We start from the raw sequence: 19,576 nt of genomic DNA on the forward strand, positions 1-19,576 counted from the left end.
TCCGGGAAAAAATAAGCCGCACAGTCCCGTATTTCAGGACCATGCGGCTTATAAACGTCTGTATCGGAATACAAACTTTTATTATTTGCCCATCTGTTTTGCAACTTCCTCAGCGAAGTTCTCTTCCTTCTTCTCAAGACCTTCACCAGTCTCGAAACGAACGAAGCTCTTGAGCTCGATGTTAGCGCCACTCTCTTTTGCAACCTGAGCTACGTACTGAGCTACGGACTGCTTGCCGTCCTCTGCTTTTACGTAAACCTGGTCTAAGAGGCAGATCTCTTTCATCTCTTTGTTGATACGTCCCTGGATCATACCCTGGATAACCTTCTCCGGCTTGGATGCTTCCTTCGGATCGTTCTGGATCTGAGCCATAAGGATGGATTTCTCATGCTCGATGAAGTCTGCGCTTACTTCATTACGGCTTGTGTATTTCGGATTAAGAGCTGCAACCTGCATGCAGACGTTCTTAGCCATCTCTTTAACAGCGTCGTTTACAACGTCTGTCTGAACGTCAAGAAGAACACCGATTCTTCCGCCGGCATGGATATAGGAAGCAACGAAACCGTTCTCCTCTGTAACCTGTTTGAAACGACGGATGCTCATGTTCTCGCCGATGATGGAGATCTGGGAGGAAAGAGCTTCCTTAACAGTAAGGCTCTCGTCTGCTGCCCACTTCTCATCCATGAATGCATCCATATCTGCTGCTGTTGTTGTAAGAGCCTGAGCTGCAACCTGAGCAACGTATGCCTGGAACTTTGCGTTCTTTGCAACGAAGTCTGTCTCAGCATTAACCTCAACGATAACAGCTTTCTTCTCGTCTGCTGTCATAGCTGTGTCAACGATACCCTCAGCTGCGATACGTCCAGCCTTCTTCTCTGCGCCTGCAAGTCCTTTTTCTCTTAAGAACTCAACAGCCTTGTCCATGTCGCCGTCTGTAGCTGCAAGAGCCTTCTTGCAGTCCATCATTCCAGCGCCTGTCATTTCTCTTAAATCTTTTACCATTTTAGCTGTAACTGCTGCCATGTTTCATTTCCTCCGAATCATATTAAAGAATCAAAATAAAACGTGTCTTTTCAGAAGAAGGTGCTGCCACTGACAGCACCTTCCGGATTCCTTATAACAACTTAAGCCTCTGCGTTCTCCTCAGCTGCTTCTGCTGCCTCAGCCTCGCCCTGCTTAGCCTCGATGACAGCGTCTGCCATCTTGGAAACGATAAGCTTAACGGCTCTGATAGCATCGTCGTTACCCGGAATTACATAGTCAAGTTCTTCCGGATCGCAGTTTGTATCAGCGATACCGATCAGAGTGATTCCAAGTGTGTGAGCTTCCTGAACACAGATTCTTTCCTTCTTCGGATCTACGATAAAGATAGCGTCCGGGATCTTCTTCATTTCCTTGATACCGCCAAGGTTCTTCTCAAGCTTCTCCCACTCTTTCTTTAACTCGATAACTTCCTTCTTCGGAAGAACGTCGAAAGTTCCGTCCTCAGACATCTTCTCGATTGCTTTTAATCTAGCGATTCTGGACTGGATGGTCTTGAAGTTTGTAAGCATACCGCCAAGCCATCTCTCGTTTACATAGTACATTCCGCAACGCTCAGCCTCAGCCTTGATTGCATCCTGAGCCTGTTTCTTTGTACCAACGAAAAGGATTGTGCCGCCCTCAGCTGCGATATCAGCAACTGCCTTGTAAGCCTCATCAACTTTACCTACAGATTTCTGAAGGTCGATGATGTAGATACCGTTTCTCTCTGTGTAGATGTACGGTGCCATTTTCGGGTTCCATCTTCTTGTCTGGTGACCGAAATGTACGCCGGCTTCCAGAAGCTGTTTCATTGAAATTACGCTCATGTTATTTTCCTCCATTTGGTTATTTACTTCCGCCTGCATCTCACTTCCACAACCACCTGAAAAACTCAGGCACCACTTGCAGAATCCGCAGACGTGCATAATATCAGCTTTTTCACTATATCATAAGTCAATTTCCCCTGCAAGTACTTTTTTATTATTTTTCCAACTTTTTTTGTGTCTTTTTTTGCGTCTCGCGTTACCCAGCGGTGAGCTTCCGGGCTGGTGTGCATGATCCGGGGATCTGGCTTCCTCTTAGCGCGCAGGTGACTGCGTTGAAGAACAGGCAACACTTGTCTGAGCGCAGCGAGTTGTGTTGCCTGTTCTTCGCCCTTAGCAGTCTCCCGGGCGCTTAGAGGAACCATCCCCGCATCCCCGGCACACCAGCCCGGAAGCTCACCGCGTACCTTTCGCCAAGACACCTCAAAAGACATTCTCCCCTATTCCACCCAAAAAAGAGGCGCAGCCCTAAATCCCGCCGCACCTCTTTTTACATCTTCTTCAATTACAACCAAAACCACTTCTATCAGCTATTTCGCATTAACCGCCTTCAACGCCTTCAGCTCATCAAACACCACATCATTCAAAACTTTAATGTATGTTCCCTTCATACCCGAAGACCTCGACTCGATAACACCCGCACTCTCAAACTTCCGGAGCGCATTCACGATAACGGATCTCGTAATACCAACCCGGTCTGCGATCTTGCTGGCAACAAGAATTCCCTCGTTTCCGTCAAGCTCCTCAAAGATATGGGTAATTGCCTCCAGCTCGGAGAACGATAACGTGCTGATCGCAGATTTCACGATCTGTACCTTTCTTGTCTCCTCCGCGTTCTCCTCATTTACAGAACGCATCATCTCAAGGCCGACAACCGTAGTACCGTATTCGCAGAGAATAATATCATCGATATCATACTGCTCGTCGGATTTGTACATAAATAAAGTTCCAAGACGCTCTCCCGCAATATCGATCGGAGCGATGATCGCCTGGTATTTCTTCACGTTCTCCTCAGCGAAACCGAGAGTCGCAAGATTTACATTTTCCTTGGTGGAAAGGACACTTAAGAGGCGTTCGTTAAACATTTTATCGACATAGCCGCCAACTTTGTCCTCAATCAACTCATGGATCTCATCGACACCAGGACAGATGCTTACACCCAGGACTTTTCCTTTCTTGCTGATCACGAGAATGTTCGACAGCAAAATTTCGCTTAAAACTTTACAGATGTCGTTAAATACGACCTTGTGCGAATTGTTGTTGTGGAGCAGTTTGTTTATTTTTCTGGTCTTATCCAATAATTCAACACTCATTTCCGAAAACCTCCTTTACTTTCTGATATCGTACGAATAATATTTGATCGATTAAATTGTAACACGATATTTCCAGAATTTCAAGACTTTTTCGGATAATTAGGATAAATCGAAATAAATTGTCAAGTCCTTATCAATTTTTTGAAGTTCAAACTGTCTGAATTGTATCATTTGTAGCGATAATTATGCAGTTCAGTGCATTTATCGGCAAATTTCACTGTCAGAAGAGACATTTCACCTTTCCACACCAGCTGACCCGATGCCTGCATCTTCTTCCAAACATCCGCCGTATGCAGGTTTGATTCACAGCTCTTACAAGAAACATCCGGCAAATGCGTCTCGCACATCCCGCCAGAGCCTTTTTATCACTGCCGTTCATCCTGTAACCGGCAGCAGATTATTCAGTTGCAGTCTTTTCCTCTTCCTTTTCCTTCATCGGCATCACAAAACCGCACTGCTCATTTGCGCAGACGAGTTTGTTTCCTTTTTCCACCATGTAGCTTCCGCATTCCGGACATTTCTCAGTGGACGGTTTCTGCCAGGACATGAAATCACAGTCCGGGTTGGCCTCACAGCCGTAATACTTTCTGCCTTTTTTCGTCTTCTTGATGATGACTTCTTTTCCGCACTTCGGACACGGGATGCCGGTCTTCTCAAGATACGGCTTCGTATTCCGGCACTCCGGGAATCCCGGACATGCGAGGAACTTACCGTGAGGACCGTACTTGATGACCATCCGTCTTCCGCAGACCTCACAGATCTCATCCGATTCCTCATCCGCGATATGAACCGTCTCAAGCGTTCTCTGGGCCTCATCCACCGCTGCCATGAGATCCGGGTAGAAGTTTCTGACGATCGTCTTCCACGGGGTCAGTCCCTCTCCGACGCTGTCTAACAGGAACTCCAGGTTCGCCGTGAAAGCGATATCCACGATGCTCGGGAAGCACTGCTTCATGATCCGGTTGACAACCTCGCCGAGCTCAGTCACATAAATATTTTTATTTTCCTTCACCACATACCGGCGTGCAAGGATCGTTGTGATCGTCGGAGCGTAGGTACTCGGACGTCCGATGCCCTGTTCCTCCATCGCCTTTACAAGCGATGCCTCCGTATAGTGGGCCGGCGGCTGGGTAAAGTGCTGGGCATTTACAAGATCGGCAAGCTCCAGCTCCTCGCCCTTTTCCAGCTTCGAGAGGATCTGATTCTTCTCTTCCTTCTCATCCGCCTCGATATAGACAGACATGAAGCCGTCAAATTTCAGTCTGGACGCTGTCATCGTAAATTCATTTCCGCCCGCCATGATCTTAACAGAAGTCGTCTCATAGACAGCTGCAGACATCCGGCTCGCGGTAAACCGCTTCCAGATCAGCTGGTAAAGACGGAACTGATCTCTCGAAAGAGATTCCTTCACCTTGACAGGTGTCAGAGAAAGATTCGTCGGACGGATCGCCTCGTGCGCATCCTGGATCTTTCCGTTATTCTTCTTTGAATTCTCTCCCGTTGACAGATATGCTTCCCCATAGTTCTCAGCGATGAATTCGCCTGCCATCTTCTCCGCTTCCTCCGCGACACGGGTGGAATCGGTACGCAGGTAAGTGATCAGACCGACCGTGCCGTGTCCTTTCACATCAACGCCCTCATAGAGCTGCTGTGCGAGACGCATCGTCTTCTGGGTGGAGAAGTTTAACGCCTTGGACGCCTCCTGCTGCATGGTACTCGTTGTAAACGGAAACGGCGGCTTCTTCGTACGCTCACCGTTCCTGATATCATTTACGATAAATTTCTGTCCCTTTAAGGACTCTAACAGGGCATCCAGCTCGGCACGGCTCCTGATCTCTGTCTTTCCATCCTTATCTTTATGGAAATGGGCCGCTGCCGGCTTCTTTGTCCCCGGTGCTTTCAACATCGCATCGAGACTCCAGTATTCCTCCGGAATAAACGCGGAGATCTCCTCTTCACGGTCACAGATCATTCGGAGTGCCACCGACTGGACACGGCCGGCACTCAGTCCGCGTTTTACCTTTTCCCAGAGGATCGGGCTGATCTTATAGCCCACGATACGGTCCAGGATACGCCGCGTCTGCTGGGCATCCACAAGATTCATATCGATATCTCTCGGTGCCTTTAAGGACGCCTTTACCGCGTTTTTCGTGATCTCATTGAAGCTGATTCGGTATACTTTTTTATCTTTTACCTCATCGAGCTTCAGCGCTTTCATCAAATGCCAGGAAATCGCCTCTCCCTCACGGTCAGGGTCAGTTGCGAGATAGATCTTATCTGCTTTTTTCACTTCTTTCCGGAGTTTCGCAAGGATATCGCCCTTGCCCCGGATCGTGATATATTTCGGTTCATAATCATTTTCCACATCAATTCCGAGCTGGCTCTTCGGAAGATCTCTTACGTGTCCGTTGGACGCGTCCACCTCATATGTGCTTCCCAGGAATTTTTTAATTGTTTTAACCTTTGCAGGAGACTCCACAATCACAAGACTGTTCGCCATATTTTTCACATCCTTCTGCAATCATTCCGCTTTATAATATTGATTCCCGGTTCCAAAAACAAGTCCCGCAAGCTCCAGCTTTAAAAGGGCTTCCATACATTCTGTCACAGAGAGTCCGCTCAATGCGGCGACCTCTTCCAGATGTCTGGGGCGCGAATCAACCGAAGCATACACCAAATTTTCGTTCTTGGCAAGCCTATTTTGTGAAAATTTATGAATCGTTAATTTTCTTTCGTATTTCATCCCGAGGAATTCCAGCACATCCGACGGGCTCAAAAGCAGGCTCGCACCGCCCTGGATCAGGCGGTTGCAGCCCCCGCTCAACGGGTCATTTGCACGTCCCGGAAGGGCGAAAACCTCCTTTCCCTGTTCTAAAGCAAAATCCACTGTGATCAGCGATCCGCTCTTCTCCCTCGCTTCTATTATTATGACCGCGTCAGCAAGAGCGCTGATGATCCGGTTTCTCAGCGGAAAGTTCATTGCCACAGGGCGGGTCCCCGGGACGAACTCTGAGAGGATACCGCCGTTTTCCTCCATGGCATGAAAAATTTTGTAATTTTCCCGCGGATAACAGATATTTACCCCGCATCCCAGAACCGCGTAGGTGGGTTTCCCGCGCTCGATCGCGCCCCTGTGGGCACAGCCATCCACTCCCGCCGCCATGCCGCTGATAATGTTGACTCCCGCATTGGCAAGTTCCCCGGCATAAAATCCGGCCGCCTCCTTCCCATATTCCGTGCAGGCTCTGGCGCCGACAATGGCAACCGCCGGGACCTCGTTTTCCGGAAGATTTCCCTTTACGAAAAGCGCCGCCGGGCGGTCTTTATATGGAAGGAAACGTTCCGGATAGTCTGTGTCTCCTTCCGCGATAAAGCGGATCCCCGTCCGTTCCAGCCCATAAAATTCCTTCAGCCATGCAGATTCCTGCTCTCTTGCCTGCAAAAAGACCGTCACGCGCTTCTCTGTGAGAACTCCCGCTTTTTGGATTTCCTGTTCCTTTGCCGTCCAGACCTCCTGATATGTTCCGAACCTTTCCCTTAACTTCCCGATCGTCGCACTGCCGAACCCCGGAACATGGCAGAGACAGTAAAACGCTTCCCGCTCGGTAAGTGTGTTGTAAGCCATGATCTTATGTACCCCTTTCCTTTCATTCATAGAACTGTTCCGCACCCAAAAAGTTCCGGACAAGCTTCGTTTTCAGGCATTAATTCCCCCAGAACTTCTCCCGGCTCTTCACATAGGACACCGCCTCGCACAGATCTGAAAGCCGGATTTCACTCGCACCTGCAAGATCCGCCGTCGTTCTTGCGACTTTTAAGATCCTGTCATGCATTCTGGCGGAAAGCGCAAGCTTTTCGAAGATCTCCTCCATAAAGGTCTCCTCCTCCTTCCCCAGAACGCAGTATTTCCGGATATGCCGCCCCGCCATCTCCCCGTTGCAGCGGATGTTTTCCTCCATAAACCGCTCTTTCTGGATCTCTCTCGCCTGCTCCACCCGCGCCCGGATCGCGCCGGAAGCTTCATTTTCTCCGCCGCCTCTGATGTCCCCGTAAGTAACCGGGGATGCCTCCACACAGAGATCGATCCTGTCCAGCAGTGGTCCCGATATCTTCTGTAGATACCGCGTGATCTGTCCCTCCGTGCACCGGCACCTCGCAAGGTCCGGAAAATGACCGCAGGGACATGGGTTCATCGCAGCCACAAGCTGAAAGTTGGCCGGATATGTCACCGTGGCCTCCACTCTCGAGACTGTCACCTCCCGGTCTTCGAGCGGCTGCCGGAGTGTCTCGAGTGCCGCTCTGGAAAACTCCGGCAATTCATCGAGGAACAGGATCCCGCCGGTGGCAAGCGAGATCTCCCCCGGCTTCGGTCTCCTCCCGCCTCCCGTCAGTGCCTGGACCGATACCGTGTGGTGGGGTGCGCGGAACGGCCTGATCTTTACAAGCGGCTCTTTCTCCGTCAGAAGTCCGCTCACACTGTAGATCTTCGAGATCTCGATGCTCTCCGCCACGTCCATTCCCGGCATGATCGTCGGCATTCTCCTCGCAAGCATGGTCTTTCCGGCCCCCGCAGGTCCCACGACCAGAAGGTTGTGCTTTCCGGCGGCTGCCACCTCCGCCGCCCGCCTAAGGAGCGGCTGTCCCGATAATTCCGCGAAATCCACATCATAGCGGTTCATCGTATCCTGCAGCTCCTTCATGTTTACCGGTGGTTCCGGGCGCATCGACTGTTTTCCGGATAACATATCCACCAGATATTTCAGATCCCGGACACCGTAGAGCGAAATCCCGCCGATAAAGGATGCCTCCTTCACGTTCTCAGCCGGAAGAAATACCCGTCGGAATCCACTCTCCCGTGCCTGTGCCGTGAGCGCCATAACGCCCGGTATCCCCCGCACAGTCCCGTCCAGCCCCAGTTCCCCGAAGAATACCGCATCCTCCAGGTCCTTTGCCTGGAATCCTCCGTATGATGACAGGATCGCCGCGGCGATCGCCAGATCAAAGCCGGTTCCTTCCTTTCTAAAATCTGCCGGAGACAGATTGACCGTGATCTTCTTTGGCGGCAAGGAGAGTCCAAGATTCTTGATCGCCGTCCGCACCCGGTCTCCGCCCTCCCGGACCTCCGAGGCCAGATATCCCACAAGGATCAGCCCCGGAAGTCCGTCGCTGACGTCCGCCTCCACGGTCACGTTTTTCCCCTCCATTCCGAGGAGATATATGCTGTTGATCTTGCTGAACAAAAAATACTCCTTTCCAGTCTTTGGTTGTCATCTCACCACCTATAGAGATAGGAGAATCCTTGATGTTGTTAGTTGAAATCATCCCTGAAATCGAGAATATTTTCACCGTTTTTGATAAAATAGATATGGTTTAAGAATTTTAAGAATTTAGACTGTGAAACCTGTATCCGTTCCCCTCTCACGCCTGCAGAAGAGAGCGGATTTCCTCTCAAATATGGGGCGTCCGGCGGAGGATTCCTTCCTATTTCCGCCAGCCCCATATGCATCGTCCTCCCACCGCGCGGGCAAACACCCGCCGCGTGGCCTTACCATTTGAGCTTTCATCCATGTTTTCGCCGTCATTGACAGGAATCAGCCCTCATGCTCCCCGATCCACTCCAGGATATCCGCGGATACCTGGTCGCGGTTGAGTTCGTTTAAAAGTTCATGTCTCGCATCCTCATAGAAGCCGATGGAGAGATCCTCCGCTCCTGCCTTGTCGTATCGCTCATAGACGCGGCGCACGCCTTTTGTCTCCTCTCCCACCGGGTCTTTGCTTCCGGACAGGATCAGGATCGGGAGATCTGTCCGCATTTTTCCGGCTTTTTCAAGCTTTGCCGTTTTTAAGATCACCTCAAAGAAGTCACGGTACGCCCCGGCTGTGAAGATAAAATCTGTCAGCGGATCGTCTCCAAAATCCCGGTCTTTCTTTTCATCCCTGGAGAGCCAGTCGTACGGCGTCTTCACAGGTTTAAATTTCCTGTTGTAATTTCCGAGGGACATCTCATAGAGCAGTTTGCTCCGGCAGCGTGTTCCTCTCTGTCTGCAGATCGTGTCCGCCAGCAGATAGCCAAGCCGGACCTCCGCGTCCTTCGGAGCTCCGGTCCCGAGTAAGATCACTCCGTCGATCCCGTCTTTATAGACAGTCAGATATCATCTCGCGAAAAATGATCCCATGCTGTGCCCCAGAAGGAAGATCGGCACACCTGGATATTTTCTCTGCGCATGGACCGTCACGCGGCGCATATCGCGGATCACCGAGACGGCTCCGCCATGCTCCCCGAAGTATCCGCGGTCTTCCGCTGCCGCTGCGGTCTTTCCGTGTCCAAGATGATCATTTCCAAGGACATAGATCCCGTGTCCCGCTAAAAATTCCGCAAACTCCCGGTATCTTCCGACATGTTCCATCATTCCGTGGGCAATCTGAACGATCGCTTTCACCTCACCGTTCGGGATCCACTCCATACAGTGAAGATTCGCGATCCCACTGCTGGACGGAATATAAAATTCATGAATTTCCATTTTTCTCCCTCCTCACACCAGATCTTTTTGCCGTCGGCAGGATCCGCAGACGGGATCCGGTCTCCGGTCAGGATCAATGCCCCGCCAGTTTTCATACGTGTTCAGCTTATCTATAAGTATAACACGCATACCGTATTTTCCCCAGGAAACATCTGTTAAAATTTCATAAAGTTTATATAAACCTAAAAAAGAATGTGCCTCGGCACATTCTCGCGCCGAGCGCGGTCGCTCGCGACGATCTTCATCTTCGCGCGAGTGCGCATCATTGGCACGTAGTGCCTTTTTGTTCAACAGGGAAGTTCCATCGAACTTTCCTGTTGAACAAAAAATCCCCCGCAGGTACTCCCGCACCCACAGGGAACTTTCTGATTTTTATTTTTCCGCTCAGTCTTTCTTCATCAGCTTGACCATAACAGCCTTCTGTGCATGAAGACGGTTCTCCGCCTCGTTGAAGATCTCGTCGGCATGTTCCTCGAAGACTTCCTCTGTGATCTCCTGTCCGCGGTAAGCCGGGAGGCAGTGCTGGACCATCGCACCTGCATTTGCGGCTGCGAGGAGCTGTTTGTTGACCTGATAATCCTTAAATACTTTCTTTCTCTCCTCTTTCTCCGCTTCCTCACCCATGGAAGTCCATGTGTCCGTGATCACGATATCCGCGCCGGATGCTGCCATGAACGGGTCTGTCTCCAGGGCAAATTTATCTGCGTAGCCCTTTGTGAACTCAAGGACTTCTCCGTCCGGCTTATAACCGTCCGGTGTCGCAACTGCAACATTCATGCCGACCTTTAAGCCGCCGACGATCAGGGAGTTTGCCATGTTGTTGCCATCGCCGATGTAGCACATCTTAAGACCTGTGAAGCTTCCGAATTTCTCACGGATCGTCATAAGGTCTGCAAGTACCTGGCAGGGATGGCAGAAATCAGTCAGACCGTTAATGACCGGGATGGAGCCGAATTTTGCGAGATCCTCGACTTCCTTCTGTTCGAAGGTACGGATCATGATGCCGTCAAGGTAGCGGGATAATACACGCGCTGTATCCTGAACCGGCTCTCCGCGGCCGATCTGCAAATCTTTTGATGAGAGGAACAGGGCATGTCCGCCCAGCTGATACATTCCTGTCTCGAAGGAAACTCTCGTTCTTGTGGAAGACTTCTGGAAGATCATTCCCAGAGTCTGTCCCTCTAAGTGTCTGTGCGGAATGTTGTGCTTTCTCTCATATTTTAACTGGTCCGCGAGATCCAGGATCCCGGTGATCTCCTCCGTACTCAGATCCAGTAATTTTAATAAATGATTCATGATTTAAAATACCTCCTTCATGGCCTCAAGTGCCTTATCGATCTCTTCATATGTAATGACTAACGGCGGAAGCAGACGGATCGCGTCCGTTCCGGCTGTCAGCACGAGAATGCCCTTTTCCATGAGCTTTGAAACGTATCCGGCACGCTTTTCCGGATCTACGATGATGCCGAGCATGAGTCCCATGCCGCGGACATTTTTGACTGCCGGGGAGTGGAATCCCAGGACTTTTTCCTTGATGTAAGCGCCTTTTTCCTGAACTTCTTTTAAGAATTCCGGATCATTCACCGTGTCGAGAACGACATTTGCGGACGCTGCACTCACCGGGTTGCCTCCAAATGTGGAACCATGGGTTCCAGGTCCCATCACGTCGGCACACGCTGCAGATGTGAGCACGCCGCCGATCGGAAGTCCGCCGCCGAGTCCTTTCGCCATCGTCACGATGTCAGGGGAAATCCCGTACTGCTCGTATGCAAAAAGACTTCCGCATCTTCCGATGCCGGTCTGGACCTCATCCACGATGAGAAGGATGTCATGTTCCTTACAGAACTTTGCAACCCCCTGGACGAACTCTTTGTCGAGCGGGAGAACACCGCCCTCGCCCTGGATCATCTCCATCATGACCGCGCAGCAGGCCTTGTCCGCTTTTGCGGTTACATCCGCCAGGTCATTTGCCTTCGCATAGTCAAAACCTTCCGTGAACGGGAAAAAATACTGGTGGAACTTCTCCTGTCCGGTTGCCTTTAAGGTCGTCACGGTTCTTCCGTGGAAGGACTGGATCAGTGTCACGATCTTGTTTCTCCCTGCCCCGTATTTATCGAAGGAATACTTTCTCGCAACCTTGATCGCGCCCTCGTTCGCCTCTGCTCCGGAGTTTGCGAAGAAGATCTTTCCCATGCCGGTTGCCGTCACAAGCTTCTCAGCAGCACTCACCATCGGCTCCGTGTAGTAGAGATTTGACGCATGCATGAGCTTTTCCGCCTGTTTTGTGATCGCACCGACGATCTTCTCATTTCCATGTCCCAGGCTGTTGACGCCGATCCCGGACGTGAGGTCCACATACTCTTTTCCGTCTGCGTCCCAGAGCGTCGCGCCTTTTCCGTGGTCAAGGACGATGTCAAACCGTCCGTAGGTATGCATGATATATTCTGAATCTTTTTTCTTGATCTCTTCTGCAGTCATTCCTTGTTCCTCCTATGAAAACATGGTTCCAACGCCTTCGTTTGTGAGCAGCTCGATTAAGATCGAGTGCGGCACACGGCCGTCCTGGATGTTCGCACGCTCTACGCCCTGACGGACGCACTCCACGCAGCAGTTGACCTTCGGGATCATGCCTCCCTTGATGACGCCCTCCTTGACCAGGGACGGAACATCCGAAACTTTCAGGCGCTTGATAAGTGTCGTGTCATCGGACGGATCTCTTAACAGTCCGCGCACGTCAGTCAGCATGATCAGCTTTTTCGCCTTCAGCGCGATCGCCAGTTTCTCCGCCGCCGTATCCGCGTTGATATTGTAGTTGCAGGTGTCATCGATTCCCGCTGCAACGCAGGTGACAACCGGAATGTAGCCTTTTTCCAGCATATCGAGAACAATCTGCGGGTTTGTCTTTACGATATCGCCCACATAGCCGTACTCGGTGCCGTCCGGATCATTTAATTTGACTGCCTCAAATAATCCGCCGTCCATACCGCTTAAGCCGACGCCTTTTCCTCCGGCATTTTTTAAGAGCGTCACAAGGTTCTTATTGAGCTTTCCGCAGAGGACCATCTGGACTGCCTCCATGGTCTCCTGATCGGTGTAGCGGAGTCCCTTGATGAATTTGGACTCTTTTCCTGTCTTCTTTAAGAGTTCCCCGATCTCCGGACCGCCGCCGTGAACCAGAACGACCTTGATGCCGACCAGATTTAAAAGAACAATGTCGCGGATGACCGCCTGTTTTAATTCTTCATTGATCATGGCATTTCCGCCGTATTTGACGACCACGATCTTTCCATAGTAATCCTGAAGGTATGGGAGCGCCTCAACGAGAACGCCAGCTCTTGTTTCCGGTTTCAGATTTTCCATAACGTTTTTCTCCTCTCTTATCATCTATATCACGTTTCTGACTGTTTCGGACTCGCCTGCATCTTTTTTTCTGCAGACATCCATTCCTTTTTACAGATTTAATCCTGCCGTCTCCTCAAATCCGAGCATCAGGTTCATGTTCTCGACAGCTGCACCGGATGCGCCTTTTCCGAGATTGTCAAACAGCGCCGTGATGATCGTCTGGTCCTCATGTCCGTTGACCACGATTTCCATGCTGTCCTTTCCGGCCATAGTTCCCGCCGCGATCATCGGATCGTCCCAGCCGAACGGATGGACTTTTACAACGTTCTTTCCATTATAATGAGCTGCAAGTGCCTCATGGATATCCTTTGCAGTCGGATTTCCCTTTAACATTGAATTCTGCAGCATCACAGTGACCGCCATTCCTTTATAGTAGTCATCCACGATCGGGCAGAACACCGGCGGAACGTCGAGTCCGCAGATCTTCTGCATCTCCGGCAGGTGTTTATGTTTCAGGCTTAAGCCGTAGATCCTCGGGGTATTGTAGAGAGTCGGTTTCTCCGGAGATTCGTATTCCGCGATCATCTTTTTTCCGCCTCCGGAGTAGCCGGTCAGGGAGAATACGGTGAGCGGTGTCTCCTTCGGGATGATCCCCGCCGCAACGAGCGGATAGACCGGGATCACAAATCCCGATGCATGGCAGCCCGGGTTTGCCGTATATTTCGCATGAACGATCGCATCCTTATGTGCGTCGGAAAGTTCCGGAATTCCATATGCCCAGCCCGGAGCTGTCCGGTGTGCCGTCGATGCATCGATGATCCTTGCGGAATCTTTTTCCACAAAGCTCACCGCCTCTTTTGCCGCCGCATCCGGCAGACAGAGGAACGTGATATCCGCGGCGTTGATGAGTTTCTTTCTCTCATCCGCATCTTTTCTCTTTGCCTCATCGATCAGCAGGAGTTCAATATCGTCTCTCAATGCAAGTCTCTCATAAATCTGGAGTCCGGTGGTTCCTTCTTTTCCGTCAATGTATACCTTTGGCTTCATAATCGTTTCTCCTCTCGGTCATAATTTGCTGGATCCCAGTCAGCTTTCCTTCCGGTCCGTGTTAAAAAAGGGACCGGAGCTTTTCTTCTCTGCATGTTTTTGTGGGGGCAGATGCATAAAGCTGAATATTTTCTGAATAATTATGCATAATTATAATCCTATATGTATATTTATGCAAGGGGTTTTTTATTCTTTTTTGCATTTTTATAATTTCTTTCCAAACAAAAACAGCACAATGATCCTTTTCCAGACCATCATGCTGTTCTCCCGATCCTGTCTTTTGTTTTTCCATGATCCGGACTCATACCGTCCGTTTCACTCTCCGTATCCGAACGCCTCCCGCATGCGGGCAACCGCCTTTTTCTCGATCCTGGATACATAGGATCGGGAAATTCCAAGCTGTCCGGCGATCTCCCGCTGCGTGTGCTCATCTTCCCCGAACAGGCCGTAGCGCATCCGAATCACCTTTTTTTCCGTCTCCGTCAGACGGTCCCGGTATGCCTCATAGAGTATCTTCACATCCTGTCCGATGATGACCGTCTCCAGCACTTCCCGGTCTCCGGATTCCAGAACATCAAACAGACTCACCGTCTCCCCGTCTTTATCCGCACCGATCGGGTCATAGATGGAGACTTCCCTGGAGAACTTTTTCCCCGACCGGAACATCATCAGGATCTCATTTGCTATCCTCCCCCCAATGCGTTTTTGATGCACTGAGGGGATTAGTTTTTCCCAGGCGGTCATCCTCCGTATCATCATCTTCGTAATCTACATCGGAAAATGCCACCAATTCATCATTATCGTCCTCATCGTCTGTATTATCAGAAGCAGCAGAAGCGATTTCCGGGTATTCGATTTCATCGTCCTGCACACCGAACAGAACCACATGGGCATTGACTCCGTCCCAGATAACCTTACGCACGATGGTGCGGATGGCTGCTCGTTTCTGTTCTATGGTCATTTCATCAATGCCGTCCTTAAAGACAGTCAGCAGCTGGCGCATCAAGTCAAATTCAACATCACTGAGAGCGTGCTGCGTAGTCAGTCCTTCCAGCTCCTGAATACGTTTTTCAAGGGACTGGTATTCTTCGTTCAGTTGCTCAATTCGCTTTGTTACATGAGCCTTGGCAGGGCTGTCACCCATTTCCACGAGAGAATCCACCAGTGAATTGATTTTCTTCTCTGTTTCTGCCTTCTCTTTTCTCATATCGGAAATCCGCTGTTCGTAGTCCATGCGATTGCCGGTATAGAATTTTCGGCTCTGCTCCAACTGACTGACAAAAGTCTCCTTATCATCTGCAAGCATTTTTACCTGTTCGATGATTGCCATATCCAGTGTATTGCCGTTTGCGTTTTTGCTGTTGCACACGGTACGCTGGCTGCGCTCTTTCATTTTGCACACATAGGTGTAAATCACCTTGCCGTCAGCAGTTTTTCGCTTGCTCATCTTCGGATACATACGCTCACCGCAGCTGCAGAACAGCAGACCGGTCAGCAACGCTTCGTTACTGCGTGGTTTTCTGAAAGACTTGGACTTGTTGCGTTCCAATGACTCTTGAACCTGCACCCACACCTTGCCGGGAATTAGTCCGGGATGTTTGCCAACGGACACAATCCATTCACTCGGCGGTAACGAGATACTCGCTCTGCCTTTTTCCTGATCGGTACGATTATATGCCATCATGCCGTGAACACCGTCAAAGGCATCATGCTCGGAGAACAGGTCTGTATCATTCTTTATAAAGAAATCATACGCCTCTTGGTCAGCGACCATGTAGACCGGATTCTGCAAAATCGCTTTGACCGAGAAACGGGTAAAATATTTTCCGTTCTTTGTCTTGAACCCTTGCTTAATCAACGCCGCTTCTGTCAAAGTCAAAGAATCCGTTTCCACATACAAATCAAAAATCGTTTTGACTATATCTGCTTCTTCCGGAACAAGTTTCAACTTGCAGGCTTTCTTTGTCTTTCCGTCCACTGTAATGCTTTTTATAGCTTCGGATTCAAAGCCGGTAGGGGTTGTACCACCTAACCAGCGTCCGGTCTTTGCCAGCTCATGCATATTGTCACGGATACGCTCGGCAATGGTTTCACGCTCCAACTGAGAAAAAACAGATGCAATATACATCATGGCTCGTCCCATCGGGGTGCTGGTGTCAAACTGCTCCTTGATGGAAATAAAAGAAATATCCAAACGGGCAAGTTCTTCAATCAATCCAGAGAAGTCGCTGACATTACGGCTGATACGGTCAAGACGATAGACAATGATTGCCTTAAACTGTCGCTTTTTTGCTGCATCCATCATTCGTTTGAATGCCGGACGGTTCAGATTCCCTCCGGAAAATCCCTCATCTTCATATACTACGATTTTATCTACAGCGGCATCACCAAAATGCACACGAACATACTCTTTGCCAAGTTCAACCTGATTGCCAATACTCTCGCCTTTCCCTGTAAATTTTGATTTACGGGAATAGAGGGCGATAACATCTTCATTTTGTCGCATCTGCTTTTCCTCCTTCTCTTGCTATGTGATGTATCATGTGCTATTATAACATAAAGTAAGCACCAAGTAAACATGACAGGAGGGTTTTCTATGAAATCGATTTTTGAAGAATTAGGCGGCACCTACACTTTAGGCGAGGACGGAATGTATTATCCGAACCTGGAGCTTCCGGTTGAAGAAGAACCACATTACGGTAAGTATGGTCGTATGCGAATGAATTACATAAAAGAGCATCGCCCGGGGTTGTATACGGAGCTTTTGTTCGACGGAAAGCTGGTATCACACTTGAACGACATTGATGATACGGCTCGTCAACGGATGGAGCTGCTGACTCGACAAATGCAGGAGCAGCATGGTGTAAACGAGGAATTAAAAGCTCTTGATCAGATGATCTGGGTAGGTGCCTGCAATAACATCCGCAATGCTGCGGAGGAAATTGTTTTGAATGAACTAATATATTGCTAACGCCAAGGGAGAGAGCTTGTACACATCATGGGTACAAGTTCTCTCTTTTCCCTTGAATCCGAGTTGGACAGAAGTTGTTTTGACATCCCACCAGCTTGTCGGAAAGTTAGAAAATGCAGAAACCCAAATACTTGTGAAACTATTATGAACATGACTGTTTCCTATTGACATTCCAGTTTATTTAGAGTAAACTATAATTAGTTTATTGACTATCAACTGGAAGGAGAAATCTTTATGGCTGAGATTAAAATGGGCGTAGTGGAATCCCACTTCGCTGATATTATTTGGGCGAATGAGCCTTTGCACTCCAGAGATTTGGTAAAGCTCTGTGAGAAGGAACTGAATTGGAACCGTTCTACCACTTATACCGTGTTACGCAAACTCTGTGAGCGTGGGATTTTCCAAAACAACGGAGGAACTGTTTCCTCTGTGCTGACCAAGAACGAGTTCTATGCTGTTCAGAGCGAGCAGTTTGTAGATGAAACCTTTGAAGGCTCCCTCCCTGCTTTCATTGCGGCTTTTACACAAAGGAAGGGTATTTCTCAACAGGAAGCTGCGGAGATTCGACACATGATTGATGCAGCCGCCGGAAAGGAGTAATCTATGAGTTCACTCTTTTTGAAAATTGTAAATATGAGTATCGCCGCATCTTGGCTGATCCTTGCGGTCGTACTTTTGCGTGTAGTTTTGAGAGAGGCACCTAAGTGGATCAATGTTCTGCTTTGGGGTGCTGTTGCAATTCGACTCTTATGCCCGATTACCATCGAAAGCAATTTGAGCATGGTGCCAAGCGCAGAGGTTTTTCCGAATGAGGTCGTTTCCGGACCATCCTTTGATGTGAATACAGGTTTCAATATCGTAGATACACAAATCAATGATTACCTTGGCGACCGCTACTTTGAAGGTGTGACGGTTCCTGCAAACAACGGAGCTAACATAACAACGATTCTCAGTGTTGCATGGATAGTTGGCATTTTCACTTTTGCTGTATTTGCTCTTGTGAGCTACCGAAAAATCCACAACAAGGTTCGTCCATCGTTAAATGTGCGGGACAACATTTGGATTTGCGATGATATCCAAACACCATTTATCCTAGGCTGCTTTAAGCCAAAAATCTACATTCCGTCCGGAACGGATGAAGTGCAGCTTCCCCATATCATCGCCCATGAGAACGCTCATTTAAAACGCTGTGACCACTGGTGGAAGCCGCTGGGGTATCTGGTTTTAGCAATCCATTGGTTCAATCCGCTTGTATGGATTGCGTATATTTTACTTTGCAGAGATATTGAGTTGGCTTGCGACGAGAAAGTCATTCGAGAATTAAATCAGAGCGAGTCTATTTCCTATTCCGAAACATTACTCTCTTGTAGCGTAAATAGAAGAACGATTTTGGTTTGCCCGCTTGCCTTTGGCGAGGTTGGCGTAAAAGAAAGGGTGAAGCGTGTGTTGAATTATAAAAAGCCTGCGTTCTGGATTGTTGTCGTAGCAATAATTGCTGCTATCGTTACGGCGGTTTGTTTCCTGACAAATCCCAAAACGATTGGTGATTCTATAACACTTGTTGAACAGTCTACACCCGGAAATGGTAATACTTTTACCTATGATACTACCTTTGGTCAAAGTGTAATGAGCGGCACTGTTTATGCCGAGCAGTGGAGTAATGGCACTTGCACAAAATCTACGCCTGCCGTATTAACGAGTGAAGTCGATGAGATAAACATCTTATTGGATGTTCGTCGTGAAAACGGTCATTCAGTAGGTGTTGATATTCAAGTCGATACCAACGAACATGGTGGTTCCTTCATCACATATTTTGCATTCCCTGAGAATTATTCCATCCTCGGATGGAGCTGCAACGGTTATGAGTTGAATAAACCTATTCTAATCCAATCCGAGGCGGAAAAAATTTTGGCAGCTATGGTATTTGATGTGGGAAATGGAGTGAGGGTATTTAGTCCCGAAGTGCTTGTCAATGAACCTGAAAGATTGGAAAATGTAGATTATGCAATCGTGATTCGTGCTTCATTTGATAGTACCAACTTGGGCAATGAAAATTCGGAACATACTTCTCACTCAGCAGATAGTGGTGCTGTGATTCCGATGGTTATGGTGAATGACACACTCTATCTGTACACAGGATTTGAAAATACAGATGCTCACCACGATGTGATGAATGGCAAGATCACATCCTCTGTTCACGGGAACACCAAGCCTACCGTAAATGATCAATCGAATTTTGGCGAGGGATACGCATATCAGTACGGTGCTGCCGAAGGAACCATTGAAATCTACATGGATGGTAAATGGTGCATCTTTGCTACTGAAGAAGTGCGACAGGATATTCAATTTCCTGTTGCTGATGGAGATGTTAACGGATCAAACGGAGCTGAGTCGGGAGAAACTACATCAGTAGTGGCAGGAGTTTCAATGGTGGATGCTTCTAAGATTGCCAGCATTGCTGTAACCAACGGCAATACCGGAGAACAGAAAACAGTTACTGGAAAAAAGGCATATAGCGATGAATACCTTGCCTAA

16 protein-coding genes and 1 pseudogene are annotated in these 19,576 nt (G+C 49.0%); 3 read left to right on the forward strand and 14 right to left on the reverse strand.

Features of this window, described 5'->3' with window-relative positions; translation table 11 throughout:
* Positions 1-81 precede the first annotated feature (81 nt).
* The 14 genes and pseudogenes from tsf to ACXMYH_RS10210 form a co-directional block, all read right to left on the reverse strand.
* Positions 82-1,023 carry a translation elongation factor Ts gene (gene tsf / locus ACXMYH_RS10145; protein WP_486554828.1) on the reverse strand — a complete coding sequence of 314 codons (942 nt, stop codon included), beginning with the start codon at positions 1,021-1,023 and terminating at the stop codon, positions 82-84.
* Positions 1,024-1,124: 101 nt separating this feature from the next.
* Positions 1,125-1,850, reverse strand: coding sequence for a 30S ribosomal protein S2 (gene rpsB, locus ACXMYH_RS10150; protein WP_147557269.1), 726 nt, complete (start codon positions 1,848-1,850; stop codon positions 1,125-1,127).
* A gap of 527 nt (positions 1,851-2,377) precedes the next feature.
* Positions 2,378-3,160 (reverse strand): GTP-sensing pleiotropic transcriptional regulator CodY, encoded by a 783-nt coding sequence (gene codY / locus ACXMYH_RS10155; RefSeq protein ID WP_118296924.1) that lies wholly within the window; start codon positions 3,158-3,160, stop codon positions 2,378-2,380.
* Positions 3,161-3,557: 397 nt separating this feature from the next.
* Complete coding sequence (gene topA / locus ACXMYH_RS10160) at positions 3,558-5,660, reverse strand: type I DNA topoisomerase (protein WP_486554829.1); 2,103 nt, start codon at positions 5,658-5,660, stop codon at positions 3,558-3,560.
* A 21-nt stretch (positions 5,661-5,681) separates the two neighbouring features.
* Positions 5,682-6,815: a DNA-processing protein DprA gene (gene dprA, locus ACXMYH_RS10165; RefSeq protein WP_486554830.1), complete on the reverse strand. Its 1,134-nt coding sequence runs from the start codon at positions 6,813-6,815 to the stop codon at positions 5,682-5,684.
* 49 nt (positions 6,816-6,864) lie between these two features.
* A complete protein-coding gene (locus ACXMYH_RS10170) occupies positions 6,865-8,400 on the reverse strand; it encodes a YifB family Mg chelatase-like AAA ATPase (RefSeq protein WP_486554831.1) in 1,536 nt (511 codons plus the stop codon).
* Between the two features lie 351 nt (positions 8,401-8,751).
* A pseudogene (locus ACXMYH_RS10175) lies at positions 8,752-9,681 on the reverse strand (alpha/beta fold hydrolase).
* A gap of 384 nt (positions 9,682-10,065) precedes the next feature.
* A complete protein-coding gene (gene argF / locus ACXMYH_RS10180; RefSeq protein ID WP_118515049.1) occupies positions 10,066-10,977 on the reverse strand; it encodes an ornithine carbamoyltransferase in 912 nt (303 codons plus the stop codon).
* A 3-nt stretch (positions 10,978-10,980) separates the two neighbouring features.
* A complete protein-coding gene (locus ACXMYH_RS10185; protein WP_118651582.1) occupies positions 10,981-12,159 on the reverse strand; it encodes an aspartate aminotransferase family protein in 1,179 nt (392 codons plus the stop codon).
* Positions 12,160-12,171: 12 nt separating this feature from the next.
* Positions 12,172-13,041, reverse strand: coding sequence for an acetylglutamate kinase (argB, locus tag ACXMYH_RS10190; RefSeq protein WP_118515053.1), 870 nt, complete (start codon positions 13,039-13,041; stop codon positions 12,172-12,174).
* 90 nt (positions 13,042-13,131) lie between these two features.
* Positions 13,132-14,070 carry an N-acetyl-gamma-glutamyl-phosphate reductase gene (gene argC, locus ACXMYH_RS10195; RefSeq protein WP_215702692.1) on the reverse strand — a complete coding sequence of 313 codons (939 nt, stop codon included), beginning with the start codon at positions 14,068-14,070 and terminating at the stop codon, positions 13,132-13,134.
* 61 nt (positions 14,071-14,131) lie between these two features.
* A complete protein-coding gene (locus ACXMYH_RS10200; RefSeq protein WP_329751505.1) occupies positions 14,132-14,362 on the reverse strand; it encodes a hypothetical protein in 231 nt (76 codons plus the stop codon).
* A gap of 23 nt (positions 14,363-14,385) precedes the next feature.
* A complete protein-coding gene (locus tag ACXMYH_RS10205) occupies positions 14,386-14,739 on the reverse strand; it encodes a sigma factor-like helix-turn-helix DNA-binding protein (RefSeq protein WP_346011223.1) in 354 nt (117 codons plus the stop codon).
* A 7-nt stretch (positions 14,740-14,746) separates the two neighbouring features.
* The gene (locus ACXMYH_RS10210; protein ID WP_107000081.1) at positions 14,747-16,576 is read right to left on the reverse strand and encodes a recombinase family protein; all 1,830 of its coding nucleotides are present in this window, start codon (positions 16,574-16,576) and stop codon (positions 14,747-14,749) included.
* A gap of 90 nt (positions 16,577-16,666) precedes the next feature.
* Here ACXMYH_RS10210 and ACXMYH_RS10215 point away from each other — a divergent pair, with 90 nt between their 5' ends.
* From ACXMYH_RS10215 to ACXMYH_RS10225, 3 genes are all read left to right on the forward strand, one after another.
* A complete protein-coding gene (locus tag ACXMYH_RS10215) occupies positions 16,667-17,041 on the forward strand; it encodes a TnpV protein (RefSeq protein WP_107000082.1) in 375 nt (124 codons plus the stop codon).
* A 234-nt stretch (positions 17,042-17,275) separates the two neighbouring features.
* Complete coding sequence (locus tag ACXMYH_RS10220; protein WP_107000083.1) at positions 17,276-17,641, forward strand: BlaI/MecI/CopY family transcriptional regulator; 366 nt, start codon at positions 17,276-17,278, stop codon at positions 17,639-17,641.
* 3 nt (positions 17,642-17,644) lie between these two features.
* Positions 17,645-19,576, forward strand: a complete 1,932-nt coding sequence (locus ACXMYH_RS10225) for a M56 family metallopeptidase (RefSeq protein ID WP_233430164.1) — start codon at positions 17,645-17,647, stop codon at positions 19,574-19,576.

Source organism: Pilosibacter sp. NGB245, assembly GCF_057397225.1.